Below are 25,355 nucleotides of genomic sequence, written 5' to 3' on the forward strand. Positions count from 1 at the left end.
CCTGGACTGCGTGGTGCGTCGAGAAGTCGTTCGGAGCGGCCCTGCCCTACTGGCCGATCCGCGTCCGGACCTCGTAGAGCTCCGGGAAGAAGGTGAGCGACAGCGCCCGGCGGAGGAAGTCGACGCCCGACGAGCCGCCGGTGCCGACCTTGTGGCCGATGACCCGCTGGACGACCTGGAGGTGGCGGAAGCGCCACTGCTGGAAGGCGTCCTCGACGTCGACGAGCTCCTCGCAGGTCTCGTAGACGCCCCAGTGCTCCGCGGGGGCGGCGTACACCTCGGCGAAGACGTCGATGAGGTCGGCGTCGGTCGTGTAGGGCTGGGACCAGTCCCGGTCGAGAAGGCGCGCGGGGATGGCATAGCCCTGGCGTGAGAGGTGGGCGAGGAACTCGTCGTAGAGCGACGGCTCGTGCAACAGCTCGTGCAGGGCGTCGTGCGCGGCGGAGTCGTGGGAGAAGACCTTGACCATGTCGGCGTTCTTGTTGCCGAGGAGGAACTCGACCTCGCGGTACTGCGCGGACTGGAAGCCCGAGCTGGTCGCGAGGAACGGCCTGATCTCCGCGTACTCCGACGGCGTCAGCGTCGCGAGCACGGACCACTGGTCGGTCAGCGTGTGCTGGATGTGCTTGATCCTCGCCATCCGCTTGAGGGCGGGGGAGAGGTCGTCGGTGCGCAGCAGCGCGCGGGCCGAGCGGAGCTCGTGGATCATCAGCTTCATCCAGAGCTCGCTCGTCTGGTGCTGGATGATGAAGAGCAGCTCGTCGTGCTGCGGCGGGTCGGACAACGGGGTCTGCGCTGCGAGCAGCGTGTCGAGGCGGAGGTAGTCGCCGTAGGACATCGACGTCGAGAAATCGCGCTGGATGCCGTCCTCGAGGTCGCGCTTGTGGGGCGTCGCATCTGCCATGGCGGCAACCTAGTCGACGTACGCTCCGGGGATGAGCGACGACCTCGACCTACGCCGCCCCGAGCTGATGGGTGAGACACGGACGGGGACCGTGCGATGGTTCAAGACCGAGAAGGGCTACGGCCGGATCACCGCGGACGACGGCGAGGTCCTGTTCGTGCACTTCTCGGCCGTGGTCAGGGACGGGTACCGCGCCCTCGAGGCCGACCAGCGGGTGGAGTTCGTGTGGCGGGGCACGCTCGGCGCCCACGGTCGCCACGCCGCCGAGGACGTGCGCGTCCTGGGCTGACCGCGCGTCGGTGGGCTGGTCTACCGTCGTCACCATGGCCAGCCCCACCAGCCTTGACGACGGGGGGCGCACGCGCACGTGGGTGCCCGACTGGCCGTGCGCGCCCGCCCAGGTCCTGCGTCCGCAGCGCCGCGGCGCCGGGGACCCGACGCAGCGGCACGAGGAGTCCGGTCGGATCTGGCGTGCCATGCGTACGCCGACGGGGCCGGCGTCGCTGTGCATCCAGCCGCGCCCCTCGACGGGCGACGTCCTCGGGCGCGCGTGGGGGCCGGGTGCGGAGTGGGCGCTCGACCGGATGCCGTCGCTGCTCGGCGCCGACGACGACCCGACCGGCTTCGAGCCCCACCACCCCGAGGTCGCGGCGGGATGGAGCCGCCACCAGCACTGGCGGATCGGTGCGACCGGTCTCGTGATGGAGGCGCTGTTGCCGTCGATCCTCGAGCAGAAGGTGACCGGCAAGCAGGCGTTCGGTTCGTTCCGCGAGCTGGTCCGGCGCCACGGCGAGCCCGCCCCGGGGCCCGTCGCGTCGCTGCGGCTGATGCTCCAGCCGACCCCTGCGGTGATCGCGTCGATCCCGTCGTGGGAGTGGCTGCGGCTCGGCGTCCAACCTGCGCAGTCGCGCACCGTCGTGACTGCCTGCCGGCTCGCCGCGTCGCTCGAGCGGATCACGCAGGTGTCGCACGAGGAGGCCGACCAGCGGCTCCGCACCGTCCGTGGCATCGGCGTCTGGACGAGCGCGGAGGTGCGCCAGCGCGCGCTCGGCGACGCCGACGCGGTCAGCTACGGCGACTACCACCTCGCCAACTGGGTCGGCTGGGCGCTCGTCGGCCACGACATCACCGACGACGAGATGGCCGTCCTGCTCGAGCCCTACAAGCCCCAGCGGGGCAGGGCCGCCGCGATGGCGATGGCGGGCGGGCAGAGCCGTCCGCGCCGCGGGCCGCGGATGAGCATCCCGACCCACCTGCCGACCCGCTAGGTCACAGCAGGGGGCGCAGCGGAGCGAGGAAGCTCTCGGTGAACTTCCGGTTGAGGTCGCGGGCCTGCCACTCGTCGAGGGTCAGCTCGAGGCAGTTGGTCTCGTCGGTCCGGAACACCTTCTCCATCACCGCCGCGAAGTCCGGGTCGATCACCTCGAGGTTGATCTCGTAGTTGCCCTGGAGGCTGAGCCGGTCGATGTTGGCGGTGCCGACGGTCGCCCAGCTGCCGTCGATGGTCGCGGTCTTCGCGTGCACCATCGCGTCCTTGAAGCGCAGGATCCGCACGCCCGCCGCGAGCAGCTGGCCGTAGTAGCCGCGCGAGATCCAGTCGGCCACGATGTGGTTGCTCTTCAGCGGCAGCAGGATGCGTACGTCGACCCCGCGACGCGCCGCGTCGGCCAGCGCGTCGACGAAGTCCTGGTCGGGCAGGAAGTAGGCGGTGGTCAGCCAGACGTTGCGGCTGGAGCGGTTGATCGCCTCGAGGTACATGCTGCGGATCGGGAAGTTCCACTGCCGCGGGATGTTGCGGTGGATCCTGATCTGCGGGTCCCAGTCGGACGCCGTCTCCAGCAGCAGCGGCCGCTCGCTGCGGGTGAGCCGACGGCGGCGGTTGAGGTTCCAGAAGTCGGCGAAGGCGCGCTTCATGTCCCAGACCCCCGGCCCGGTGATCCGCACGTGGGTGTCGCGCCACTCGGTGGCGTAGGCCGAGCCGATGTTGTAGCCGCCGAGGAAGGCGACCTCCTCGTCGACGACCAGCATCTTGCGGTGGTTGCGGCCGTAGCGGCGCAGGTCCCAGAAGCGCAGGCCGGCGTTCCAGATCGGGTAGCGCATGACCTTCAGCGACGCCGGGAACCTCTTGAACGCCGGTGACACGACGACGTTGGCGAAGCCGTCGTAGATGCAGTGCACGTCGACCCCGCGGGCGGCGGCCGCGGCCAGGGCGGACTTGAACTTCCACCCGATCTCGTCGCCCTTCCAGATGTAGGTCTCGAAGAGGATCTGCTTCTTGGCGCCGTCGATCGCGGCGAGCATGTCGTCGTAGAGGTCGCGCCCGAAGGTGTACGTCGTGATGAGCCCGGCGCCCACCGGCACTGTCTCGGGGGGCGACACCGGGAAGGGCTTCGGCTTCTTGCCACGCCGGCGGTAGGAGTCGACGAGCGACAGGGCGATGGCGACCGCGAGCTGGAGGCCGAGCAGCATGAGCAGGCTGCGCCGCACGGCGGTCAGTGTGCGGGCGACGGTCACGCGCACAATCTAGCGAGGGGGTGCGCGTGGTCGGCCCCGCCCCGGATGGCAACATGCGGCCCCATGCGTCGCCTCGTCTACCTGGTCGCCGTCACGCTCGACGGGTTCATCGCGGGACCCGACGGAGGGGACCCCAGCGGAGCCGACTTCTTTCCGGTCACGCCCGACCTGGTCGAGCACCTGGTCACCTCTTGGCCGGAGACGCTGCCGGGACCGGCCCGCGACGCGTCGGGTCTCAGCGGTCCCGGTGCGCGGTTCGACACGGTGGTCGAGGGCCGCGCGTCGTACGACGTCGGGCTGGCCGCCGGTCTCACGGACGCCTACCCGCACCTGCGCCACCTCGTCGTCTCCCGGTCACTCGCGGGTCGCGACGACCTGCCGGTCGAGGTCGTGGGCGGAGACCCGGTCGAGCGGGTGCGCGAGCTCAAGGCCGAGGAGGGGAGCGACATCTGGCTCGTCGGCGGCGGAACGCTGGCGCACGCGCTGCTGCCGGAGATCGACCGCCTCGTGCTCAAGGTGAACCCGTCGGTCATCGGTGACGGCGTACGCCTCTTCGCCGGTCCGTTCACCCATGCCCGCTTCGAGCACGTCGACCAGGTCGACCTGCCGGGCGGGGTCCGCGTCGTGACGCTCGACCGCGTGCGCTGATCAGGTCGGGTCGCTAGCGATCGGCCGGCCGCTTCCTGCGCCAGAGCGGTGCGAGCATGAACCGGGCCACCGTTGAGTCCGGCCAGAGGTACGACGCGCCGACGAGGAGGCCCAGCCCGATGCCCGCTGCGCCGTACCACGTGCGGCCGTCCTCGATCCCGATGATGCCGAGAGCCGCCCACCCGAGGGCGAGCACGAGGAAGATCGGCCGGCCTCGCCGACTGGTGTCCGACGACGCCGTCATGGTCAGATCGTAGCCAGCGCGGCGGCATACGTCTGCACGTCGCACGGGACGTCCGAGAGCACCCGGAAGATGGCGGCGCGCAGCATCGCCTGCCTCCGGACGCCCGTCCGCCACTCGTCGAGCGCGCTGTCGTCGGCGCCCAGCCACAGCACGGCGTCCAGCACGCAGATCGCCTCGGCCCAGAGCGCCGGGCGCCAGGAGGGCGAGAAGTCGATGACGAACGGGACGCCGGACGCGTCGAGCAGCACGTTGCCGGCGAGGTCGGCGTGGACGAGCTGGTCACGGCCGAGGTCGGAGTCGTCCAGGCCGTCGACGAGGCGCGCCACGAGGTCGGCCAGCCCGGGCTCGGGCCGACCCGCCGCCGCCTCCCTCGCCAGCCCGGGGTCGTACGCCGCGCGCTCCGCGTCGGCCCACTGGCCGGTCCGGTCGTCGAGGCCGGGGGGCCGCTCGGGGACCTCGCTCGCCAGATGGGCATGGAGGAGGTGTGCCGTGGCCCGGAGGATCGCGAGGTCGTGGCACGGCGTCGCACCCGGCTCGAAGCGGGTCGCCGCCCACCCGTCGACGGCCAGGTTGCCATCCCGGGCGGGGACGGGCAGCGCCAGGCGCACGGACCGCGGGACCTCCTCGTCGAGGCGTACGGCGAGCCGGGCCTGGACCGGGGCGAGCCACGACCCGGACGCGTCGTGGCCGGGCTTCAGCACGAGGTCACCGGCCCGCCAGCTCGTCCCGCGACCGCCGTCGAGCGGTTCGAGCACGCCCTCGGCGGCGAACAGGTCGAGGACGTGGTCCGGGGGCTGCGACGGATGGGGCACCGCCCGAGCGTAGGGCTGCGCACGACGTGGGCAGTTCGCGGTCTCGGAGTGATCGGCCACGCTCGGCCCGGCGTCTGATCGACCGAACTGCCTTCCCAGGACCGTCAGCGGCGGTAGACGACCTCGGCCGGACTGTTCGCGTGGGCGTAGCGGAGGACCAGCACGCGCCGACCGGCCGGCCCGCGTAGCTCCAGGACGGGCTCCCCGATCACGCTGCCGAGCGCGATCTCCTGCCGCGTCGGCTCCACGCCGCAGCTCCCGGACGCGGCCGAGCGGGTGATCGCCGGAGCTCCGTGCCACTCGCGCCACCGGCCGCGCGTCGTCACGCAGCCGTTGCTCGTCGTGAACCGGCCACCGTTCGGGCTGCTCTCGTCGAACCGGACGAAGGGGCGGTGCCCACGTCTCCAGGTCGCGCGCCGGGTGGTGCCGGAGTCGTCGGTGTACGACGTCACCCACCAGGTGCGCCCGACGACCCGGGCGCGGGGCCAGAGCGGCTCGCGGCGCAGCTCGAGCACCACGCCATCGCCGGTCAGCATCAGCGTGTCGCCGTCGCGTGACACCGTCCCGACGTCGTCGAGGGCGGACAGGTAGGCCGACTCGAGGGCCTCGGGCTCCTCCCCGCACCCCATGAGGGTCCGGCTGATCCCGTCGCCCGTGACGGCGAAGGAGTCGCCGTGGACCTCGTAGTCGGAGCCGTAGTCGTTGCACGGCGCCGTGCCGCCGAAGCCGTCGTCGTCGAAGAACAGCGTGACGTGGGTGTGGCGGGTGACGGTCAGTGGCCCGTCCGGGGTGCTTCCCGACGCCAGGACCCAGGAGCCCAGCACGTCGACGTCCGTCTCGGTGCCGGCGGCCGAGCATCCGGCGGCCGCGAGCCCGCACGTCAGTGCCACCGCGGCTGCTGCTCGTCGTACCCCCATGGCAGCAGTGTGGACGACCCGGGTCACGACGGGGTCACGACCGGCGAACGCCCCGCTGTCGGTGGTGGCCCGTAGGCTCGACGCATGCGTCCAGTCACCGATCTCCAGCGCCGGGTGGCCCCCTTCAAGGTCGAGTCCGACTACGAGCCGTCCGGCGACCAGCCGGCCGCGATCAAGGAGATCGTCGGGCGGATCAACGCCGGTGAGCAGGACGTCGTGCTGCTCGGTGCGACCGGCACCGGCAAGACCGCGACGGTCGCCTGGGTGGCCGAGCAGGTCCAGCGCCCGGTGCTCGTGCTCCAGCCCAACAAGACGCTGGCCGCGCAGTTCGCCAACGAGCTGCGCCAGCTCTTCCCGCACAACGCGGTCGAGTACTTCGTCTCCTACTACGACTACTACCAGCCCGAGGCCTACGTCCCCCAGACCGACACCTACATCGAGAAGGACTCCTCGATCAACGAGGAGGTCGAGCGGCTGAGGCACAGCGCGACCAACAGCCTGCTCACCCGCCGCGACACGATCGTGGTCTCGACGGTGTCCTGCATCTACGGCCTCGGCACCCCGCAGGAGTACGTCGACCGGATGCTGCGGCTCAAGGTCGGGGAGGAGCACGACCGCGACTCGGTGCTGCGCCGCCTGGTGGAGATCCAGTACACCCGCAACGACATGTCCTTCACCCGCGGCACCTTCCGGGTCCGCGGCGACACCCTCGAGATCTTCCCGGTCTACGAGGAGCTCGCCGTGCGCGTCGAGTTCTTCGGCGACGAGATCGAGCGGCTGATGACCCTCCACCCGATCACCGGCGAGGTGATCTCCGAGGACACCGAGCTGCACGTCTTCCCCGCCACCCACTACGTCGCCGGTCCCGAGCGGATGGAGAAGGCGATCACGGGCATCGAGCTCGAGCTCGCCGACCAGCTCGCCGTGTTCGAGAAGCAGGGCAAGCTGCTCGAGGCGCAGCGGCTGCGGATGCGCACCACCTACGACGTCGAGATGATGCGCCAGGTCGGCTCGTGCTCCGGCATCGAGAACTACTCGATGCACATGGACGGCCGCAAGCCCGGCAGTGCACCCAACACGCTGCTCGACTACTTCCCCGAGGACTTCGTGCTCGTCGTCGACGAGTCCCACGTCGCCGTGCCGCAGATCGGTGGGATGTACGAAGGCGACATGTCGCGCAAGCGCAACCTCGTCGACCACGGCTTCCGGCTCCCGAGCGCGATGGACAACCGGCCGCTGCGGTGGGAGGAGTTCCTCGACCGGATCGGCCAGACGATCTACCTGTCGGCGACCCCTGGCAACTACGAGCTCGACAAGGTCGGCGGCATCGACGGCACCGTCCAGCAGATCATCCGCCCGACGGGCCTGATCGACCCCGAGGTCGTCGTCAAGCCGACCAAGGGCCAGATCGACGACCTGATCCACGAGATCCGCACCCGCTCCGAGAAGGGTGAGCGCGTGCTGGTCACGACGCTCACGAAGAAGATGTCGGAGGACCTCACCGACTACCTCCTCGATGCCGGCATCCGCACCCGCTACCTCCACTCCGAGGTCGACACGCTGCGTCGCATCGAGCTGCTGCGCGAGCTGCGGATGGGGGAGTACGACGTCCTCGTCGGCATCAACCTGCTCCGCGAGGGCCTCGACCTGCCCGAGGTGTCCCTGGTCGCGATCCTCGACGCCGACAAGGAGGGCTTTCTGCGCTCCGACAAGTCGCTCATCCAGACCATCGGCCGCGCGGCCCGCAACGTCTCCGGTCAGGTCCACATGTACGCCGACAAGATCACGCCCTCGATGGAGATGGCGATCGGCGAGACCAACCGTCGCCGCACGATTCAGGTCGCCTACAACACCGAGCGCGGGATCGACCCCCAGCCGCTGCGCAAGAAGATCGCCGACATCACCGAGATGCTCGCCCGCGAGGACGAGAACACCGAGGCGCTGCTCAAGACCTGGGCCGACGTCGGCCAGAAGGGTCGCGCCGGCGGGGTCAAGGCCGGCAAGTCACCGACGCCAGCCCTCTCGCGGATCCACGCGGACCAGCCCGACACCGCCGGTATCCCGTCCGCCGACCTCGCCGAGCTCATCCAGGGACTCACCGACCAGATGAAGCAGGCCGCCGCCGACCTCCAGTTCGAGGTGGCCGCCCGCCTGCGCGACGAGATCTCCGACCTCAAGAAGGAGCTCCGCCAGATGATGGAAGCGACGAAGTGAAGAGGGGGCCACGAAGCGACGACAGTGCGGTGACTGTGGTGCGGGAGACGCACCAGGAACACCGCACAAGCCTCGGCGCCGCGGGGGCGCCCGCCTAGTGGGCTGCGGCCGCAGACGCGGCCCGTGAGAACTTGTCCTCCACCGAGGTGAACCTCAGGTCGGGGTAGCGGTCGTTGTCGAGCGAGCCGAGCCGGACCCGCCCGGAGAACATGTCGCGGGTGTACTGCATGCCCTGCCACGCGGGGAAGACCGCGCCGTGCTCCGGGGCGATGGTCCTGATCGCGCTGATCATCAGGCCGAGGGTCCGGATGGTGCCCACGGGCAGCGGGCGGTAGCGCTCGCCGGTCGTCCGCGAGAGGACGCCGGCCAGGTCGCGGACGCTCAGGGTGTCCCCGGCGACCTGGAGCACGCGTGGCGTGGTGGGGTCGAGCGCTGCTTCAGCGGTGAAATCCGCGACGTCGTCCTTGGTGGTGAAGTCGAGCAGCTGGTCGGCGCTCTGCCAGTAGAGCACCCGCCGGATCCGCCGCTGGATGATCGGCATCTCGGCTCCCAGCATGTCCATGAAGGCGCCGTTGAGGATCGAGGTCACCTGGATCGGGGCGCGGTCCGCGCGGCCCATGAACTCGCGTCGGAGGTCCAGGTTGCGGTTGTCGCCCGGCGGGGTGGTGGTGAAGTCGCCCGAGTAGTCGGACGGGATGAAGCGGGGCACCCCTGCCGCGACGGCTGCGTCGAGCAGCACGCTCTGCCGGTCGACGATGACGTCGCGGAGCCCGTTGAGCGCGGAGACGACGCAGTCGGTGCCGCGGCAGGCCTCCGCCGTCGACCAGAGGTCCGTCGCGTCGTGGACGACCGGCTCGGCGCCGAGCTCCCGCACCTCCTGGAGCGCCTCGGGTCCGGCGTCGTTGCGTACGAGCGCGCGTACGGTCGCTCCCCGCGCCACCAGCGAACGGGTGATCCGGGATCCGAGGTCGCCGGTCGCGCCAGCGACGGTGATGGTGGGTTGCGGCATGCTGCGACCTCGATCTTCTGGGGGTCGACGAGCCGGTCCCGTCCTGCTCGACACTACGAGCGGGTGGAAAGCGTGCGGACGGTCCGGGTCAGAGCCCGTCCTCGCGGCGCTTGAGCTCCTTGCGCTCCTTCTTCTCGATCCGCTTCACGTGCTCCTCGATGATGTCGCGCTTGTTGACCTGCACGCGCACGAGGTTCATGAAGGCGAAGCCCATCGGAAAGAGCGGCCACGGGAACTCGCCGAACATCGTCACGGCCCAGATCGTCCACAGCAGCGCAGACAGGCCGATCAGGCCGACGAACGCCTCGCGGCGGTCGCTCTGCCACTTCCGGACGGCCTGCTCCTGCAAGGAGCTCGGGCTCGACTGCGGCTCGCGGGCGACCGGGAGGTCGTCGACGAGGGGGAGCAGGTCGCCGAGCGTCCGGCTCGTCATCGCGGCCTCCACGCGCTCGTCGTACTCGCTGCGGGTGAGGCGTCCCTCCGCGAAGGCGTCGGCCAGGACGGTCTCGATCACGGCGCGGTCGCGGTCGGACGCGCGCATCGTCGTGTTCGCGGGGATGCGCGGGTCGTGGTCGAACTGCTTCCACACCTCCATGCCTGGCACGTCGCCAGCATAGGCACGGCACGCCGACGGCGGACGGGCAAGCCCGTCCGCCGTCGGTGAGTCCTACCGGTGAAAGGTGCCGGTCAGGGGCAGCTGCTCGTGGTGCTGGCCTGGGCGGCGGCAAGCGCGGCCTGGGCGTTGGTCAGCGCGGTCGTCGCGGTCGCGGCCTTGGCCCGGGCCCGCTTGAGGGCCTTCTTGGCCTTCTTGACCTTCTTCTTCAGCTTCTTGATCTTCTTCTCGGGGGCGTCAGCCTTGCGGGCCTTCTTGAGCTTCTTCTTCGCCTTCTTCAGCACCTTCTTCGCGGTGGTCACCGTCTGGTTGGCAGCCGTCAGCGTCGACGTCGCGCTCGTGACCGTGGCCTGCGCCGAGGTCGCGGACGCCTGGGCGGTGGTGCATGCGGTCGACGCGTTGTCGGTGAAGGCCACCGAGTCGATGCCGACGTACAGGCCGTTGCGCTGCGTGTCCTTGACGTAGTAGCGGAAGGCGACGCAGCCCGAGACGTTGGTCGTGCTGAGACCCGTGAGTGGCAGGTTGTACTGCGTCCACACCGTGGGGTAGCCGTTGACGACCTGGTCCGGGTTGATCGCCCCCAGCAGCGTCGTGAAGTCGCCGACGCCGTCCGTCGTCGTGCCCGGGTTGCAGGAGCCGTTGGTCGACATCCGGACCTCGATGCGGTCCGGGTACGTGCTGCCCTCGACCCGCGTCCAGAAGTTGAGGGCGTCGGTGCTCGACAGGGACGTCTGCTGAGGGCTGATCAGCCACGCGCTGGCGTCCGGGAAGCCAGCCTCGTACGAGACACCGATGTAGGAGTTCTCCGCACCACTCTGGGCCGGGAAGTTGGCCGGGTCGCCCTGCTGCCACGAGGTCGCAGCGACGGGCTGGTCGGGGTTGCTGAGGTTGACGACCTTCCACGAGGTGAGGGCGGCCACGTTGTCGAACCCCTCGGTGTAGCTCGCGGCCTGGGCAGGAGTGGTGGTCGTGACGGCGAGCGCGCCCGCCACCAGGCCGAAGACGGCGAGGCGTGACGTGCGTCGGAACATGGACTTCAAGGAGACTCCCCATGAATCAGTGCGCCGACCCCCTGCCGACGCGATGTCGCGAACCTAGGCACTCAGGCGCGCAATCGCAGGGCTTTCGCCGAAAAGGGGACAGAACGAGACCCCCTGGGGTGAGTTCCGGTCACCACGGCGTCGCTACGGTCGCCCGCATGAGCACCTCGAGCACCCCCATCGACCTCGGCCGTCCCGTTCAGGGCGACGTCATCGACCTGATCCTCGACGACCACCGCCGCTTCGAGTCCCTGATGCGCCAGCTGCGCGACAGCACGTCCGACCGGGACGCAGTACGCAAGGCACTGGCCGCGCTGCACGTCGCGCATGCGGAGGCCGAGGAGCGGCACGTCTACCCCAAGCTGCGGCGCAAGGACGCGATCACCGAGCACGAGGCCGAGCACGGCGAGGAGGAGCACGCCGAGGGCCACGAGGCGATGCTCAAGGTGCTCGAGCTCAAGGGCACCGACACCCAGGCGTTCGACGACGCCGTCGAGGAGCTGGCGACGGCGCTCAACCACCACCTCACCGAGGAGGAGCTGACCATCCTCAATCCGGCCCGCGAGGAGGTCGGCGAACAGGTCCGCGCCGAGCTCGGGATCGCCTTCGCGACCGAGCGCAACAAGCAGCTCGACGACGACTGCGGCGCCATCGACAACGTACGACGGATCGTGGAGGCTGCCGAGAAGGAAGGTCTCCTCGACGACGACGAGGACGAGGAGTCCGAGGACTGACCCCGAGGGGGCACCGTGGACGTCACGCAGGTGCACGAGCTGTGCGCGGCGCTCCCCGGTGCTTGGCCGGACAACCCGTGGGACCACGAGCACCCGGTCTTCAAGGTCGGGCCGGGGGAGCGCGGCAAGATCTTCGCCCTCCTCGGCGCGACGACGGTCGGCGTGAAGGCCGGCGCCACCCGCGACGTGGCCGACGAGTGGCTGCACCGCTACCCCGACGACGCGAGCGTGATGGCCTACATCGGCCGCTCGGGCTGGAACGACCTCGCCCTGGGCGGGGCGATCCCCGACGACGAGCTGGTCGAGGCGGTCGAGGAGTCCTACCGCATGGTCGTCGCCAGGCTGCCGAAGAAGGACCGCCCCGACGCCTAGCGGCGGTGCCGCATCATCGTCAGGCCAACCATCCGCGAGACGACCATCGCGACGTAGAAGACGCCGACCATCATCTCGACCATCAGCAGGGCGCGCGCCTGCTCGCCCACGGCCACGATGTCGGACAGCCCGACGCTGGTGAGCGTCGAGAAGGACAGGTAGAGCAGCTCGAACCACGACCGGTCGAAGCCGTCGGCGTTGACGTAGGAGTCGGGCCACACGACCTGCACCGCGGCGTAGAGGTAGGTGAAGCCCCACGCGACCACGGTGAACGCCGCGCCGGTGGCGTAGTACTCGTCCGTGGTGACCACGTCGTCGTGGAAGAGGTAGCGCAGCATCGCGTAGGAGACGTAGAAGTAGAACGGCGCGTGCAGCAGGCCCGAGACCAGGACGATCGTGCCGTTCTCGTAGAACGTCGCCTCGAGCAGGGTGAAGACGATCGTCGGTGCCCCGAGGAAGAGCACGACACGGCTCACGTTCGGCGTACGCCGCACGGCGAGGACCGCTGACCCCACGGCGAGCATGCCGATGACCCCGAGGACCGCACCGCCGAACCGTGACTCGCCGAGGAACGGGTACGCCAGCACCTGCGCGAGCTGCGCCAGCAGCAGCATCGCCGACGGGTGCGCGGTGAGGTGCCGCATGGATGAGGTCACGACAACCCAGTCTAGGGAGGCCGATGAGCGGCGCGGCGGCACTCGGCTCCGCTAGGTTCGCGGCGTGGGAGGACGCGGCAGCAGGTGGCTGGTGGGCGCGCTCGCGCTCGCGCTGGTCGGCCTGCTGGTCGGGATCGGCGTCGTCGTCGCGGGTCGGGGCTCCACCGACGAGGAGCTGACGGACGCCCAGCAGGAGGTCGCTCGCGCCGCGCGCACCGAGGCGCTGGCGTTCCTGACCGTCGACCACACCGACATGGAGCCGCTCATCGAGGCGGTGCTCGCCGGCGCCACCGGCGACTTCAAGGAGGAGTACGACTCCCAGCGCACGAAGCTGACCAAGGAGGCGATCCGCACCGAGGCGACCTCGACCGCCGAGGTCGTGGCCCTCGGCGTCGGCGACCTCGACGACGACTCGGCCGTCGTCCTGCTCGCGGCCAACAGCACCGTCGCCAACAAGAGGACGGGGAGTGAGGGGCAGGTCCGCTACTTCCGCCTGCGGCTCGACCTGGTCCGTGAGGGCGACCGGTGGCTCACCAGCAACGTGCGGTTCGTGAGGTGACGACGTGACTGCACAAGGGGTGTCCCGGGTCCTGGCCGTGCTCGTGGTCGCGGCCGCTGCCGTGCTCGGCTGGATGGTGCGGGGTGCCGACGACAGCGCCGGGCTCACCACCACCAGCGCCGAGTCGTCCAGCTCGACGGTGGCCTCGGCCCGCACCAAGGCCGCCGCGCTCGACGTGGCCGGCGAGGCGACGACCCTCGCCTACAGCTACTCCTGGAAGAGCCTCGGCGAGGACCGCGCCGCGGCGCGAGCGCTGATGACCCGCGACATGCAGCGGCGCTACGACCGCACGATGGCGGGCGTCGGCACCGCGAGCCGGACCGACCACACCGTCGTCTCGGCCGAGGTCGTCGAGTCGGCGCTGGTGACGGCCACCTCGTCGTACGCCCGGGTGCTGCTCTTCGTGAACCAGACCACCGACGGCGACTCGCTCGACGACCCCCTGCTCGACCTCGACCGCGTGCTGGTCACCCTCGTGCGCGACGGGGACGAGTGGCGCCTCGACGACCTCGATGCCCTGTGACGACCTCTGTGACGACCCTTGTGGCTTGACCGACCGGACGGAAGGATCGCGGCGTGGACGACGTGACGACGGACCTGCTCATCATCGGAGCAGGCCCGACCGGGCTCTACTCCGCCTACTACGCGGGCTTCCGCGGGATGAGCGTCGCGGTCGTGGACTCGCTGCCGGAGCTCGGCGGCCAGATCACCGCGATGTACCCCGAGAAGGCAATCCTCGACGTCGCGGGCTTCCCCAGCATCAAGGGACGCGACCTCGTCGAGGGGCTCGTCGCGCAGGCCGCCACCGCGAGCCCGACGTACCTCCTCGACCGCACCGCCACGACCCTGGAGCACGGGGAAGACTCGGTCACGATCACGCTTGACGACGGCACGCGGGTCACCGCCGGAGCCGTGCTGATCACCTCGGGCATCGGGAAGTTCAGCCCGCGGCCGCTGCCCGCCGGTGACGACTGGGTGGGACGCGGGATGGAGTTCTTCGTGCCCAGCTTCGCGCCGTACGCCGGCAAGGACGTGGTCATCGTCGGGGGAGGGGACAGCGCCTTCGACTGGGCGCAGCACCTCGAGCCCGTCGCGAAGTCCGTGACCCTCGTCCACCGACGCGACGCCTTCCGCGCCCACGAGCGCACCGTCGCGGCGGTGAAGGCCTCGAGCGTCGAGATCGTCACCAACGCGCAGGTCACCGCGCTCCGCGGCGACGCACACCTCGAGGAGGTGGAGATCAGCGTCGACGGCGAGGAGCCGCGGGTGGTCGAGGCGCAGGCGCTGGTCGCCGCGCTCGGCTTCATCGCCGACCTCGGCGCCATCCAGCAGTGGGGCCTGGTCACCGAGAAGCGGCACGTGGTCGTCGACTCGGCGATGCGCACCAACCTCCCGCGGGTCTTCGCGGCCGGCGACATCACCGACTACCCCGGCAAGGTGCGGCTGATCGCGGTCGGGTTCGGCGAGGCCGCGACGGCGGTCAACAACGCCGCGGTGACGATCGACCCGTCGGCGCACGTCTTCCCGGGGCACTCGAGCGAGGGATAGCGCGCAGGGGCCTACCGACGGGTAGGCATAATGTCCGCGTGCGCATCGCCCTGCTGTCCTACCGGAGCAAGCCGCACTGCGGTGGCCAGGGCGTCTACGTCCGACACCTCAGTCGCGAGCTCGTCCGCCTCGGCCACGAGGTCGAGGTCTTCTCCGGCCAGCCCTACCCCGACCTCGACGAGGGCGTGGTGCTGACGAAGGTGCCGAGCCTCGACCTCTACCGCGAGCCCGACCCGTTCCGGGTGCCGCACGTGCGCGAGTTCCGCGACCGGATCGACGTCGAGGAGTTCCTCACGATGTGCACGGCCGGGTTCCCCGAGCCGAAGACCTTCGGCTCGCGGATCGCGCGGCTGATGAAGGAGCGCGCCGGCGACTTCGACATCGCCCACGACAACCAGGTGCTGGCCCCGGGGGTCATGGAGCTCGAGGAGCTCGGCCTGCCGGTGATCGCCACGATCCACCACCCGATCACGATGGACCGCCAGATCGACCTCCAGACCGCGCCGACCTGGCGCAAGCGGCTGACCCTGCGTCGGTGGTACGGCTTCCTGCGGATGCAGACCAAGGTCGCCCGGCGGGTCCGCACGGTGCTGACCCCGTCGGAGTCGTCGCGCCGCGACGTGGCCCGCGACTTCGGGGTCGACCCCGAGCGGATGCGGACGATCCTCCTCGGGGTCGACGACGTCTTCGCGCCGCCCACTGCGCCGCGCGTGCCCGGCCGGATCCTCGCCATGGCCAGCGCCGACGCCCCGATGAAGGGCATCGCCACGCTCCTGGAGGCCTTCGCCAAGCTGAGCGTCGAGCGCGACGTCTCGCTCGTGCTGGTGACCCGCCCCGAGCCCGGCGGGCGCACCGAGCGGCTGATCGACCAGCTCGGCATCGCCGACAAGGTCACCTTCGTCAACGGTGTCAGTGACGCCGAGCTCGTCGAGGTGATGGGCTCGGCCGAGGTGGCGTGCGTGCCCTCGCTCTACGAGGGCTTCTCGCTCCCGACCGCCGAGCTGATGGCCTGCGCCACCCCGCTCGTCGTGTCGCGGGCCGGCGCGATCCCGGAGGTCGTCGGCGACGACGGCGTCTGCGCCGACCTGGTGACCCCGGGCGACGTCGGCGAGCTGGTGACGGCGATCGCCGCGCTGCTCGACGACCCCCGACGCCGTACGACGATGGGTGCGGCCGGACGCGCCCGCGTCGAGGAGCTGTTCAGCTGGCGCGCGGTGGCCGAGGCCACCGCAGCGGCCTACGAGGAGACCATCGCCGACTACCGGCGGGAGAGCCAGGAGGCCAGCCGTGCTGACCGTTGACTTCGACCGGCTCGGGCTGCGCCCGGGCGACCGCGTGCTCGACATGGGCTGCGGCGCGGGCCGGCACGCGTTCGAGATGTACAAGCGCGGCGCCGACGTCATCGCCTTCGACCAGGACGCCGACGAGCTCGCGACCGTGCGCGAGTGGTTCGCCGCGATGCGCGAGGCGGGGGAGGTGCCCGCCGGCGCCGACGCCGACGTCAAGGAGGGAGACGCGCTGGCGCTCCCCTTCGCCGACGGCGAGTTCGACCGCATCGTGTGCGCCGAGGTGCTCGAGCACATCCACGCCGACGTCGACGCCATCAAGGAGCTCGTCCGGGTGCTGCGCCCGGGCGGCACGCTCGCGGTCTCGGTGCCGCGGTGGCTGCCGGAGGTCGTCAACTGGAAGCTGTCCGACGACTACCACAACGCCGAGGGCGGCCACATCCGCATCTACACGGCCGAGGAGCTCGTCGACAAGGTCACCAAGTCGGGCCGGCCCAACGACGGCACCCCCGGTGACGCGATGGTCCTCACCGGCAAGGGCTACGCCCACGGCCTGCACACGCCCTACTGGTGGATCAAGTGCGCGGTCGGCGTCAACGACGAGGACCACCCGCTCGCCAAGGCGTACCACAAGCTCCTGGTCTGGGAGATCATGAAGAACCCGCGCTCGCTGCGCGCGGCCGGCAAGGTGCTGGACCCGATGATCGGGAAGAGCCTGGTGCTCTACTTCCGGAAGCCTTCATGACGCTCTCCCGGGCGCAGGTCGAGCAGACCGCCGCCTCGATCGAGGCCGTGCAGGAGCCGTCCGGCGCGATCCCGTGGTCGGTCGGCGAGCACACCGACGTCTGGAACCACCTCGAGTCGGCCATGGGCCTGATGGTCGGCGGCCGTCGCGAGGCCGCCGAGCGCGCCTTCGCGTGGGCGCGCGCGACGCAGCGCCCCGACGGCTCGTGGCCGATGAAGATCGTCGCCGGCGAGGTCGAGGACCACTCCGGCGAGTCCAACATGTCGGCCTACGTCGCCGTCGCCACGTGGCACCACTGGCTGGTCGCGCGCGACGAGGACTTCGTCCGCCTCATGTGGCCGACCGTCCGGCGCGCGCTCGACTGGGTCGTGTCGCTCCAGCTGCCGTTCGGCGGCGTCGCGTGGTCCCAGGAGTGGCGCGACGGTGCGCCCGCCTCGGTCAACGAGGACGCCCTGCTCGCCGGCTCGTCGAGCATCCACCACTCGCTGCGCGCCGGGGTCGCACTGGCCGAGCTGGTGGGGGAGCCGCAGATCGAGTGGGAGCTCGCCGGTGGTCGGCTCGGGCACGCGCTGCGCGAGCACCGCGGCCTGTTCCTGGACAAGTCGACCTTCTCGATGGACTGGTACTACCCGGTCCTGGGTGGTGCTGTCCGCGGCGACGCGGCCCGCGCGCTCATCGAGGAGCGCTGGGACACCTTCGTGGTGCCGGGCCTGGGCATCCGTTGCGTCTCGACCAACCCGTGGGTGACCGGCGCCGAGACCTGCGAGCTGGTGCTGGCGCTCGAGGCGATCGGCGACCGCGACCGCGCCGCGCAGCTGCTCGCCGACATGCAGCACCTGCGCACCGACGCCGGCTCCTACTGGACCGGCTACGTGTTCCCCACGGACGTCGACGAGGTGGGCGTGAACTGGCCGGGGGAGCAGACGACCTACACGGCAGCCGCCGTCATCCTGGCCGTCGACGCGCTGACGGACGGGACCGCCGGCGCCGACATCATGCGCGGCACCACCCTCGCACCTGACTTCGCGGAGATCGCGCTCGAGTGCGGCTGCGCCTCAGAGGACGTCGCCGGCCTCGCCCGCCGTACGGCGTAGCACCCGCATCGACCCGACGACCTCCACCTCGGTGAAGGCGCCGCTCGCGAGCGCGGGGAGGTAGATGTCCTCGTAGGGCGGGCGCCCGCCGTCGGCGGGGTCGGGGAACACGTCGTGGACGACGAGCACGCCGCCGGACATCACCCAGTGCGGCCAGGTGCGGAAGTCGGCCCGCGCCGGCTCGACCCCGTGCCCGCCGTCGACGAACAGCAACGACAGCGGCGTACGCCACCACGCGCCGACCGTCTCGGACCGCCCGACGACCGCGACGACCTGCTCCTCGAGCCCCGCGTCGCGGATCGTGCGCCGGAAGGTGGGCAGCGTGTCCATCACGCCGAGGTCGGCGTCGACGAGGCTGTCGTCGTGGTGCTCCCACCCGGCCTGGTTCTCCTCCGAGCCGCGGTGGTGGTCGACCGTGAACACCGTGCCCCCGACATCGCGGGCGGCCGCGCCCAGCCAGATCGCCGACTTGCCGCAGTAGGTGCCCACCTCGAGCGCCGGCCCGTGAGGCAGCCGCTCCCGCGCCCACCGGTGCAGCAGCTCGCCCTCGTCCTCGGGCATGAAGCCCTTCGCCGCGCGGGCATGGGCGAGCAGGTCCTCCGGCATCACGGGTGCGAGCCTAGTTTGCCTCGACCGGGTGAGTGCACCCGAGGCCGACGAGCTGACCCGGACCCCGCCGTCGCTGGAGGACTACCTGCACCTGAGGTCGGCGTCCGGGCTGTCGCCGAAGACGGAGGCCCAGGGGAGCGGGGCGCTGGTGGGCACCTGGTGCTGGAGCGTCGTACGCCGTGGTGGCCGTGCGGTGGCGATGGGACGCGTGATCGGGGACGGCGGGTGGTACTTCCACATCGCCGACATGGCGACCCTGCCCGAGCACCAGGGTCGCGGGCTCGGGCGGCGCGTGCTCGCCGACCTCGTCGCCCAGATTGACGAGGCCACACCCGACGGTGCCTATGTCACGCTGATGGCCGACGCCCCCGGACGGCGGCTCTACGAGTCGGCGGGCTTCGTCGAGACCGCGCCCGACTCCCTCGGCATGCGACTCAGCTGACGAGGGACCAGAGGAGCACGGCCTCCGCGACGCAGAGGACGAGGGCGCAGGTCGCCATCGCAGTGGAGAGCCGCGTCCTCCCGCGTCTCGCGAGCAGCGCGGTGCAGGCCGCGATGACGGAGCCCGGCAGCCCGATGACAGGCAGGAGCAGCCACAGCAGAGCGACGATCGCGTGGTGGGCCGGCGTGGTGTCGGGCGGGGCCACCGCCGGCGTCGTCGGGGCAGGCGCCACGCCGGGCTGGGTCTCGTCCACGGATGGTCCCCCTCGTCGTCGACGGCGCAGCGTAGCCCGATCCAGGGCCATGTCGCGGGTGCGTCAGCCCGCGTCCGACATCTCCTCGGGGTCGACGCCGCTGTCGGCCTCGAGCCCGTGGCGCCACGTGTTCCAGTGCCACGTCAGGTAGCGGTCGACCGCGCGGACCGCGTGGCCGCTGCGGATCGAGTGGAAGACGTCGAAGGCGTGCTGGGTGCCGGGCAGCGTGGCGAGGACGACGGACTTCGTCGACGTCCGCCGCAGCTCGGCTGCGAACAACCGGGCCTGCTCGACCGCGACGAGCGTGTCGAGCTCGCCGTGGATGACGAAGAAGTCGGGAGCGTCGGCCGTGATCCGCAGGATCGGCGACGCCGCCTCGTAGACGTCGGGGGCGTCGTCCCACGTCGTCTGCATCACGCGCGGGCCGAGGAAGTGGTCGCGCATCCCGATGGCATTGGTCAGCCCGGTCGACCCGGCGAAGTCGTAGATGCCGTAGAACGGCACGGCCGCCTGGACGCTGGTGTCGGCGTCCTCGAAGCCGGGCTGGAACTCCGGGTCGCCCGGGGTGAGCGCGGCCAGCGCCGTGAGGTGGCCGCCGGCCGACCCACCGGTGATGGCGAGGTAGTCGGGGTCGCCGCCGTGGTCGGCGATGTTGTCCTTGATCCAGGCGATGGCGCGCTTGACGTCGACGATGTGCGCCGGCCAGGGATCGCGTGGGGAGAGCCGGTAGTTGATCGCGACGCACACCCAGCCCTTGGCGGCCATCCGGTTCATCAGCGGGCGGCCCTGGTGCTCCTTGTCGCCGACGGTCCACGCACCGCCGTGCACCTGGAGCAGGACCGGTGCCTTCTTGATCGCGTCGTCCCCGGCGGGGAGGTAGATGTCGAGGTGCCCGCGCCGTCCGGCGTCGCTGTAGGCCACGTTCCTGATGACCCGTACGCCCTCGTCACGGAAGTCGAAGGGCCGCGCCAGGCGCCGCCACGGGGTGGCGAGATCGGCCGGGTCGGGCACCTGGTCGAGCTGCTCGACGTAGTCCACGCCGAGCCCCTCGACGAGAGCGTCCTCGAACCCGTCGGCGACCCGGCGGCTCTGCTGCACCATCCGGGCCAGCCCGAGCACGCTGGCACCCGCGAGCGCGAGCCCGGCCTTCGCGCGGACGCCGGCTCGTCGCCCGCGCGTGAGGTGGGTGGCGATGTCGAGGGCGGTCAGTGCCAGCACCTGAGGGGCGGTCTCCGTGACGAACCAGCCGGCGAAGAACGCCGGGACGCCGGCGCGCCGCCCGCGCGGCGGTCGTACGGCGTTGGCGACGAGAGCGGCGAGGACGGACTGGCGGCTCAGGAAACTCACCTGAACGATATTACCGACCGGTACTACAGTCGCCCGCGATGACCGCGATGCATGCCGACGAGATCACCGTCGAGGACGAGACCGTACGCCGGCTGCTCGCCGACCAACTGCCGGAGTGGGCGTCGCTCCCGCTCGTCCGGCTGCCCCCGGCGGGCACGGACAACCAGCTGTTCCGGCTCGGCGACGAGCTGCTGGTCCGGATGCCGCGCGTCCCCGGGCCGGCGGAGACGGTCGCCTTCGAGCACACCTGGCTGCCGCGGCTCGCCGACCACCTGCCGCTCCCGGTCCCGGCGCCGGTGGCACTGGGCGAGCCCGGGCACGGCTATCCCTGGCAGTGGACGGTCGTGCCGTGGATCGACGGTGAGACGCCGACGCCCGAGACCTTCGACCCCGAGGAATGGGCGGTCTCGCTCGCGTCCTTCGTCCGGGCCTGTCGATCGGTGCCGGCGATGGACGGGCCGGTGAAGACCCGCGGGCGCGGGTCTCCGCTCGCCGCGCACGACGCCTGGGTGCGGGAGTGGGCACCGCGGGCCGACCCGTCGCTCGTCTCCCTCGATGCCGTGATGGCCCTCTGGGAGGACGCGCTCGCCGCGCCGGTGCACGACGGTGAGCCGCGCTGGTTCCACGGTGACCTCCACGAGGGCAACCTGATCGTGCGCGGCGGGCGGCTGGCCGCGGTGATCGACTGGGGCGCCGCCGGCCGCGGCGACCCGGCGATCGAGCTCAACGCGATGTGGGGCTACCTGCCCGAGCCGGTCGCCGACCTCTACCGCGCCGAGCTCGGCCTCGACGAGGCGGCCTACCGCCGCGCACGCGGCTTCGCGCTCGCACCGTCGATCAGCGCGCTGACCTACTACCGCGACACGGCCCCGTGGATCGCGGAGGGCTCGCTCGAGACGATCCACCGGCTGCTCGCCTCGATGGACTGACGCGTGGACACGTCGTACCCCTCGGTCGGACTCGTCGCGCACGACCCGTCGTGGGCGGCGCGGTTCGCCGCCGCGCGGGACAGCCTGGTCGACGTCCTCGGCTCCGGCTGGACGGTCGAGCACATCGGCTCGACCGCCGTGCCCGGCCTGCTCGCCAAGCCGGTGATCGACCTCGCGGTGCGGGTCCCGTCGGGCGAGACCCTCACGCCGTACGACGACGCGCTGGCCGCCGCCGGGTGGGTCGAGGTCGGGTCCTCGGTCACCACCCACGACGTGCGGATGCGGCTCGACGGGTCGGTGCGGACCCACATCGCGCACTTCTTTCCCGCCGACGGGTGGGAGACCGCCCACCAGCGGTTGTTCGTCGCCCGCCTCCTCGCCCACGACGACGAGCGCGACCGCTATGCCGCGCTCAAGGAGTCGCTGCGCGCGGCCGGAACCTGGGGCCGGGCCTACACCGAGGCCAAGGGCGCCTTCGTGCAGGAGGTCGTCGACCGGGCGCGCGCCGAGCGCGGACTGCCGCCCGTGGTTGTGACCGACAAGCCCTGACGTCCCGAGGACGCTGGTCTCGCGACGTCCTCACCCAGCGGTCGACAGGCGTTCGCCGAAGAACTCCAGCACCGCGTCGACCGCACGCTGGGAGCGGTGCTCGGTCACGGTCGAGTGACCCTTGCCCTCGAGGTCGACGCGGATGAACGCGTCGCCGAGCTCGGTGGTCAGCGTGTCGAAGCGCTTTCCGACGGCCGGGTCCTTGCGGTAGCGGACGCCCAGGACCTGCTGCCCGGCCGCGCAGCGGCCCTTGACCACGTCGAGGTCGGCGGGGGAGAGGTTGAGGTCGCGCGCGCGTCGGGGCGAGACCGCGAACGGGGCGCTGGGCTGGCACAGCACGGGCGCGGCGACCGAGTCGTCGACCATCATCGCCAGCGCGAACCCTCCGGTGAAGCACATCCCGAGCGCCCCCACGCCCGGCCCACCGAGATCGGCGTGCAGCTCGCGGGCCAGCGAGCGCAGCCAGGTGGCGACGGGTGTGGTCTCGCCGGTGCGGAGCTTGGTGAACTCCTTGCTGACGCACACCTGCCGGATCGCACTGGCGGTCGAGACCGTGGTCATCGCCGCGCCGTCGGTGCCGAACAGGCTCGGCATCACGACGGTGTAGCCAGCGTCGACGAGCTCCTGCCCGAAGCCTGCGACAGACGGCGTGATGCCCGGGATCTCATGGATGACGACCACCCCCGGCCCGGAGCCCTTGCGCCACACGGGGTGGGTGGTCGGCCTCCCGTTCACGTCGGCGGTGTGGTCGGAGCGGGTCCAGCTGTTGAGTGCGTCCACGAACGGAAATCTTCCAGCCGCACGACGCCGTGGGAAGGGCCTGTCCGCCGGAAGGCTTGACCCGCAGGGGTCTATCCGTGTGTCTGTCCGTCCGGTTAGGTTGCTGCGGTCCTACATCCCACAGACAGGTGAACACTCGGATGCGACACTCTCGCCCCCTCCGTGGCCTCGTGATGGCCGGCTCGATGGCGCTCGCCGCCACGACGCTCTCCGCGACAGCAGCGGTCCCCGCCACCGCCGTGGCTCTCTCGCCCGGCGCGCAGGCCTGCGACACCCACTCCGACCACGCGGCCGAAGCCCGCGTGCGCCAGGGATCCAAGAAGTCCGAGCCGGCGCCTTTCAAGGGCACCGGCGAGGAGTACGCCAACCTTGCGAACGCCGCGACCCTGCCGACGGGGTCCGTCACCGTCCCCACGTACTTCCACGTCGTGCTCCCGGCCGCCGAGGCGGCCGACGGCATCAGCGCCGCCGAGAACCGCCTCACGACGCTGGTCACCAACCAGGTCGCCGTGCTCAACGAGGCCTACGCCGGCCGCGCCGCCGGCAAGAAGTCGCCGGGCGCCTCAGCCGCGACCCCCTTCACGTTCGCCCTCCAGAAGATCGACTTCTCCTACAACGACGCGTGGTACGGCGTGGTGCCCGGCGGGGTCGAGAAGGAGATGAAGGCCGCGACCCGCGTCGGTGGCAAGAACACCCTCAACGTGTGGACCGCCAACATCGGCGACGACCTGCTCGGCTGGGCGACCTTCCCGAAGAAGAGCCTCGACACCAACGACGGTGTCGTCATCCTCGACGAGTCGATGCCGGGCGGCACCGCAGGCAAGTACGCCCTGGGCGACACGCTGCCCCACGAGGTCGGCCACTGGCTGGCGCTCTACCACACCTTCCAGGGCGGCTGTAACGGCCAGGGCGACCAGGTGTCCGACACGCCGGCCGAGGCGTTCCCGCAGTTCGACTGCCCGCCCGACTCGACCGACTCCTGCCTCAAGCAGCCGGGCACCGACCCGATCCACAACTACATGGACTACACGCAGGACTCCTGCATGTACCAGTTCACCTCCGGTCAGGCCGCTCGCATGAGCGACGCCTGGACGCAGTACCGCGCCAGCTGAGCCAGGCCAGCACGCCGTACGACAGACACCGGACACCGGGTCAGGCAGCCGCCTGACCCGGTGTCCGCACGTCCGGGTGCCGACGCGTCAGAACGTGTAGCCGTACGCCTCGAGGTCGGCGGCGTAGACGTCGGCCACCTTGTCGCGGGCAGCGGGGGAGTAGTAGTCGCGATAGTCCGAGCCGCCGTGGGCGGACTTGTTGCGATGGGGCACCCGCGTCGGCTCGCCGCCGAGGCGCCGCTCGACCTCCTGGAGGTCCTCGGCGAAGCTCTCGGTCCGCCCGACGAAGTCGACCTCGCGACCCGGTGCGCGCAGGTAGTCGACCTGCGGCCGCCCCACCCGGGGCAGCTCCTCGGTGCCGCGCAGGACGAACTCCTCGAAGCCCGAGTACGCGGCCGCGGCGCGCCACATGTCGTTGCCCTGCATCCTGTCGCCGGGCGGTCGTCCGCTGGACGGGCCCCACTCGCGGTCCCAGTCCTGGATCATCGACCACCACGACACCATCCGCGCCCACGGGTTGCGCACGAAGGCGAACGACCAGTAGTCGGCCACCTGCGGCTCCGCGCGCAGGATCCGCTCGTAGGGGGCGTGCCGGCCGAGCGGCGGCTTCACGCCCGGCGCCTTGCTGCGCGCGTCGGGGCAGCAGCGCTCGAAGGCCACGCCGACCGACACGCCACCGGTCTTGGGCACGTGCACGAAGAGCGCGCGCCGGGCGTCGGAGATCAGCACGGCGCGAGGCTAGCCCACGTGGGTGGGATGATCTGCGGGTGATGACGTTCCTCGGACTCGGCCCGGGACGGGACTTCGTCCTCCTCGCCCTGCCGAAGACGGCGAGCACGGCGCTCGAACGCACGCTGACGCCGTACGCCACCGAGGTGGTGGGCTCGCCGCCGGCCCAGAAGCACCTGCCCGCCCGCGGCTTCGTCCACACCCGGGTGGAGCAGCTCTCGGCGGACGGGCACCCGCGCGAGTCCTACGAGCTGGTCACGATGTTCCGTGAGCCGATCGAGTGGCTGGAGTCGTGGTGGCGCTACCGCGGTCGCGAGGACGCCCGGCACTCGACGGCGGGGATGAGCTTCGAGGAGTTCGCACTGAGCTACGTCTCCGGTGACGACGGGGCGCCGATCCCCGCGGGCCGGCCGGCCAAGTTCATCCGCGCCCAGGGCTCGGTCGCGGTCGACCGGATCTTCAGCGTCGACCGCCCGGACGTCTGGTCGGCCTGGTTCGCCGAGCGCGTGGGCGAGCCGCTCGCGTTCGAGCGACGCAACGTCTCCTCCACGGGGCGCGGGGAGCTCAGCCCGGCGACGCGGGAGCGGGTCGAGGCGTGGTTCGCGCCCGAGTACGACGTGTGGCGCAGGCTGGCCGACACCGGTGAGTGGGCGGACGCGCGCGGGACGAAGCTGGCGAAGCGGCCCCACTCCTGAG

31 protein-coding genes are annotated in these 25,355 nt (G+C 71.2%); 17 read left to right on the forward strand and 14 right to left on the reverse strand.

Annotation, left to right across the window (positions count from 1 at the left end):
• Positions 1 to 46: 46 nt before the first annotated feature.
• The gene (gene kynA, locus JI751_RS08770) at positions 47 to 904 is read right to left on the reverse strand and encodes a tryptophan 2,3-dioxygenase (RefSeq protein ID WP_201935534.1); all 858 of its coding nucleotides are present in this window, start codon (positions 902 to 904) and stop codon (positions 47 to 49) included.
• Between the two features lie 31 nt (positions 905 to 935).
• On the opposite strand from kynA, the gene JI751_RS08775 reads away from it, so the two are divergent.
• Positions 936 to 1,193 (forward strand): cold shock domain-containing protein, encoded by a 258-nt coding sequence (locus JI751_RS08775; protein ID WP_443678518.1) that lies wholly within the window; start codon positions 936 to 938, stop codon positions 1,191 to 1,193.
• A 34-nt stretch (positions 1,194 to 1,227) separates the two neighbouring features.
• Entirely contained in the window at positions 1,228 to 2,172 is a 945-nt protein-coding gene (locus JI751_RS08780) for a DNA-3-methyladenine glycosylase family protein (RefSeq protein WP_201935536.1), read from the forward strand.
• Position 2,173: 1 nt separating this feature from the next.
• Here JI751_RS08780 and JI751_RS08785 read toward each other — a convergent pair whose 3' ends face one another.
• Entirely contained in the window at positions 2,174 to 3,373 is a 1,200-nt protein-coding gene (locus tag JI751_RS08785) for a phospholipase D-like domain-containing protein (protein WP_201935875.1), read from the reverse strand.
• A 108-nt stretch (positions 3,374 to 3,481) separates the two neighbouring features.
• On the opposite strand from JI751_RS08785, the gene JI751_RS08790 reads away from it, so the two are divergent.
• Positions 3,482 to 4,066 carry a dihydrofolate reductase family protein gene (locus tag JI751_RS08790; RefSeq protein ID WP_201935538.1) on the forward strand — a complete coding sequence of 195 codons (585 nt, stop codon included), beginning with the start codon at positions 3,482 to 3,484 and terminating at the stop codon, positions 4,064 to 4,066.
• Positions 4,067 to 4,079: 13 nt separating this feature from the next.
• Here the strand turns inward: JI751_RS08790 and JI751_RS08795 are convergent, their stop codons facing one another.
• The 3 genes from JI751_RS08795 to JI751_RS08805 all read right to left on the reverse strand — a co-directional run bounded on the left by JI751_RS08795 (position 4,080) and on the right by JI751_RS08805 (position 6,039).
• Positions 4,080 to 4,310, reverse strand: a complete 231-nt coding sequence (locus tag JI751_RS08795) for a hypothetical protein (protein ID WP_201935540.1) — start codon at positions 4,308 to 4,310, stop codon at positions 4,080 to 4,082.
• A 2-nt stretch (positions 4,311 to 4,312) separates the two neighbouring features.
• Positions 4,313 to 5,122, reverse strand: a complete 810-nt coding sequence (locus JI751_RS08800; RefSeq protein ID WP_201935541.1) for a hypothetical protein — start codon at positions 5,120 to 5,122, stop codon at positions 4,313 to 4,315.
• 104 nt (positions 5,123 to 5,226) lie between these two features.
• Positions 5,227 to 6,039 (reverse strand): META domain-containing protein, encoded by an 813-nt coding sequence (locus JI751_RS08805; protein WP_201935542.1) that lies wholly within the window; start codon positions 6,037 to 6,039, stop codon positions 5,227 to 5,229.
• Between the two features lie 84 nt (positions 6,040 to 6,123).
• On the opposite strand from JI751_RS08805, the gene uvrB reads away from it, so the two are divergent.
• Positions 6,124 to 8,253 (forward strand): excinuclease ABC subunit UvrB, encoded by a 2,130-nt coding sequence (gene uvrB / locus JI751_RS08810; protein WP_201935543.1) that lies wholly within the window; start codon positions 6,124 to 6,126, stop codon positions 8,251 to 8,253.
• A gap of 94 nt (positions 8,254 to 8,347) precedes the next feature.
• Here the strand turns inward: uvrB and JI751_RS08815 are convergent, their stop codons facing one another.
• The 3 genes from JI751_RS08815 to JI751_RS08825 form a co-directional block, all read right to left on the reverse strand.
• A complete protein-coding gene (locus JI751_RS08815; RefSeq protein ID WP_201935544.1) occupies positions 8,348 to 9,262 on the reverse strand; it encodes an NmrA family NAD(P)-binding protein in 915 nt (304 codons plus the stop codon).
• A gap of 88 nt (positions 9,263 to 9,350) precedes the next feature.
• Positions 9,351 to 9,857 carry a DUF1707 SHOCT-like domain-containing protein gene (locus JI751_RS08820; protein WP_236666008.1) on the reverse strand — a complete coding sequence of 169 codons (507 nt, stop codon included), beginning with the start codon at positions 9,855 to 9,857 and terminating at the stop codon, positions 9,351 to 9,353.
• A gap of 92 nt (positions 9,858 to 9,949) precedes the next feature.
• Positions 9,950 to 10,906 carry a choice-of-anchor J domain-containing protein gene (locus JI751_RS08825; RefSeq protein ID WP_201935547.1) on the reverse strand — a complete coding sequence of 319 codons (957 nt, stop codon included), beginning with the start codon at positions 10,904 to 10,906 and terminating at the stop codon, positions 9,950 to 9,952.
• Positions 10,907 to 11,073: 167 nt separating this feature from the next.
• Here JI751_RS08825 and JI751_RS08830 point away from each other — a divergent pair, with 167 nt between their 5' ends.
• Together JI751_RS08830 and JI751_RS08835 are read left to right on the forward strand one after the other, a co-directional pair.
• A complete protein-coding gene (locus tag JI751_RS08830) occupies positions 11,074 to 11,649 on the forward strand; it encodes a hemerythrin domain-containing protein (RefSeq protein WP_201935549.1) in 576 nt (191 codons plus the stop codon).
• Between the two features lie 15 nt (positions 11,650 to 11,664).
• The gene (locus JI751_RS08835; RefSeq protein ID WP_201935550.1) at positions 11,665 to 12,021 is read left to right on the forward strand and encodes an MmcQ/YjbR family DNA-binding protein; all 357 of its coding nucleotides are present in this window, start codon (positions 11,665 to 11,667) and stop codon (positions 12,019 to 12,021) included.
• On the opposite strand, the gene JI751_RS08840 is transcribed toward JI751_RS08835, so the two are convergent.
• The gene (locus JI751_RS08840) at positions 12,018 to 12,677 is read right to left on the reverse strand and encodes a potassium channel family protein (RefSeq protein ID WP_201935551.1); all 660 of its coding nucleotides are present in this window, start codon (positions 12,675 to 12,677) and stop codon (positions 12,018 to 12,020) included. The two genes, JI751_RS08835 and JI751_RS08840, sit on opposite strands and share 4 nt — an antisense overlap.
• A gap of 64 nt (positions 12,678 to 12,741) precedes the next feature.
• Between JI751_RS08840 and JI751_RS08845 the strand changes: the two genes are divergently transcribed.
• Genes JI751_RS08845 through JI751_RS08870 form a run of 6 tightly spaced genes read left to right on the forward strand, consistent with a single transcriptional unit; the run spans position 12,742 to position 17,909 of the window.
• Positions 12,742 to 13,236: an Rv1363c family protein gene (locus tag JI751_RS08845; protein ID WP_201935552.1), complete on the forward strand. Its 495-nt coding sequence runs from the start codon at positions 12,742 to 12,744 to the stop codon at positions 13,234 to 13,236.
• A 4-nt stretch (positions 13,237 to 13,240) separates the two neighbouring features.
• Positions 13,241 to 13,759 carry a hypothetical protein gene (locus JI751_RS08850; protein WP_201935553.1) on the forward strand — a complete coding sequence of 173 codons (519 nt, stop codon included), beginning with the start codon at positions 13,241 to 13,243 and terminating at the stop codon, positions 13,757 to 13,759.
• A gap of 53 nt (positions 13,760 to 13,812) precedes the next feature.
• Complete coding sequence (locus JI751_RS08855; protein WP_201935554.1) at positions 13,813 to 14,784, forward strand: NAD(P)/FAD-dependent oxidoreductase; 972 nt, start codon at positions 13,813 to 13,815, stop codon at positions 14,782 to 14,784.
• A gap of 38 nt (positions 14,785 to 14,822) precedes the next feature.
• A complete protein-coding gene (locus JI751_RS08860; RefSeq protein WP_201935555.1) occupies positions 14,823 to 16,085 on the forward strand; it encodes a glycosyltransferase family 4 protein in 1,263 nt (420 codons plus the stop codon).
• Complete coding sequence (locus JI751_RS08865) at positions 16,072 to 16,815, forward strand: class I SAM-dependent methyltransferase (RefSeq protein ID WP_201935556.1); 744 nt, start codon at positions 16,072 to 16,074, stop codon at positions 16,813 to 16,815. The genes JI751_RS08860 and JI751_RS08865 overlap by 14 nt, the downstream gene beginning before the upstream one ends.
• Entirely contained in the window at positions 16,812 to 17,909 is a 1,098-nt protein-coding gene (locus JI751_RS08870; protein WP_201935558.1) for a glucosidase family protein, read from the forward strand. The genes JI751_RS08865 and JI751_RS08870 overlap by 4 nt, the downstream gene beginning before the upstream one ends.
• Here the strand turns inward: JI751_RS08870 and JI751_RS08875 are convergent.
• Positions 17,871 to 18,515, reverse strand: a complete 645-nt coding sequence (locus JI751_RS08875; RefSeq protein WP_201935876.1) for a class I SAM-dependent methyltransferase — start codon at positions 18,513 to 18,515, stop codon at positions 17,871 to 17,873. The genes JI751_RS08870 and JI751_RS08875 overlap by 39 nt on opposite strands.
• 31 nt (positions 18,516 to 18,546) lie before the next feature.
• Between JI751_RS08875 and JI751_RS21460 the strand changes: the two genes are divergently transcribed.
• Entirely contained in the window at positions 18,547 to 18,960 is a 414-nt protein-coding gene (locus JI751_RS21460; protein ID WP_201935559.1) for a GNAT family N-acetyltransferase, read from the forward strand.
• Here the strand turns inward: JI751_RS21460 and JI751_RS08885 are convergent.
• Both JI751_RS08885 and JI751_RS08890 read right to left on the reverse strand, forming a co-directional pair.
• On the reverse strand, positions 18,953 to 19,213 hold the full coding sequence (locus JI751_RS08885; RefSeq protein WP_201935560.1) for a hypothetical protein: 261 nt from the start codon (positions 19,211 to 19,213) through the stop codon (positions 18,953 to 18,955). The genes JI751_RS21460 and JI751_RS08885 overlap by 8 nt on opposite strands.
• Positions 19,214 to 19,276: 63 nt before the next feature.
• Positions 19,277 to 20,560, reverse strand: coding sequence for an alpha/beta hydrolase (locus tag JI751_RS08890; RefSeq protein ID WP_201935561.1), 1,284 nt, complete (start codon positions 20,558 to 20,560; stop codon positions 19,277 to 19,279).
• A 38-nt stretch (positions 20,561 to 20,598) separates the two neighbouring features.
• On the opposite strand from JI751_RS08890, the gene JI751_RS08895 reads away from it, so the two are divergent.
• Positions 20,599 to 21,489 carry an aminoglycoside phosphotransferase family protein gene (locus JI751_RS08895; protein WP_201935562.1) on the forward strand — a complete coding sequence of 297 codons (891 nt, stop codon included), beginning with the start codon at positions 20,599 to 20,601 and terminating at the stop codon, positions 21,487 to 21,489.
• Positions 21,490 to 21,492: 3 nt separating this feature from the next.
• Positions 21,493 to 22,038: a GrpB family protein gene (locus tag JI751_RS08900; protein WP_201935563.1), complete on the forward strand. Its 546-nt coding sequence runs from the start codon at positions 21,493 to 21,495 to the stop codon at positions 22,036 to 22,038.
• A gap of 30 nt (positions 22,039 to 22,068) precedes the next feature.
• On the opposite strand, the gene JI751_RS08905 is transcribed toward JI751_RS08900, so the two are convergent.
• Positions 22,069 to 22,818, reverse strand: coding sequence for a dienelactone hydrolase family protein (locus JI751_RS08905; RefSeq protein WP_201935564.1), 750 nt, complete (start codon positions 22,816 to 22,818; stop codon positions 22,069 to 22,071).
• A 140-nt stretch (positions 22,819 to 22,958) separates the two neighbouring features.
• Here JI751_RS08905 and JI751_RS08910 point away from each other — a divergent pair, with 140 nt between their 5' ends.
• Positions 22,959 to 23,930, forward strand: coding sequence for a zinc metalloprotease (locus JI751_RS08910; RefSeq protein WP_201935565.1), 972 nt, complete (start codon positions 22,959 to 22,961; stop codon positions 23,928 to 23,930).
• A gap of 87 nt (positions 23,931 to 24,017) precedes the next feature.
• On the opposite strand, the gene JI751_RS08915 is transcribed toward JI751_RS08910, so the two are convergent.
• On the reverse strand, positions 24,018 to 24,659 hold the full coding sequence (locus tag JI751_RS08915; protein ID WP_201935567.1) for a sulfotransferase family 2 domain-containing protein: 642 nt from the start codon (positions 24,657 to 24,659) through the stop codon (positions 24,018 to 24,020).
• A 41-nt stretch (positions 24,660 to 24,700) separates the two neighbouring features.
• Here JI751_RS08915 and JI751_RS08920 point away from each other — a divergent pair, with 41 nt between their 5' ends.
• Entirely contained in the window at positions 24,701 to 25,354 is a 654-nt protein-coding gene (locus JI751_RS08920) for a hypothetical protein (RefSeq protein ID WP_201935568.1), read from the forward strand.
• Position 25,355 lies beyond the last annotated feature (1 nt).

This window comes from Nocardioides baculatus (assembly GCF_016735675.1).
Lineage (GTDB): Bacteria > Actinomycetota > Actinomycetes > Propionibacteriales > Nocardioidaceae > Nocardioides > Nocardioides baculatus.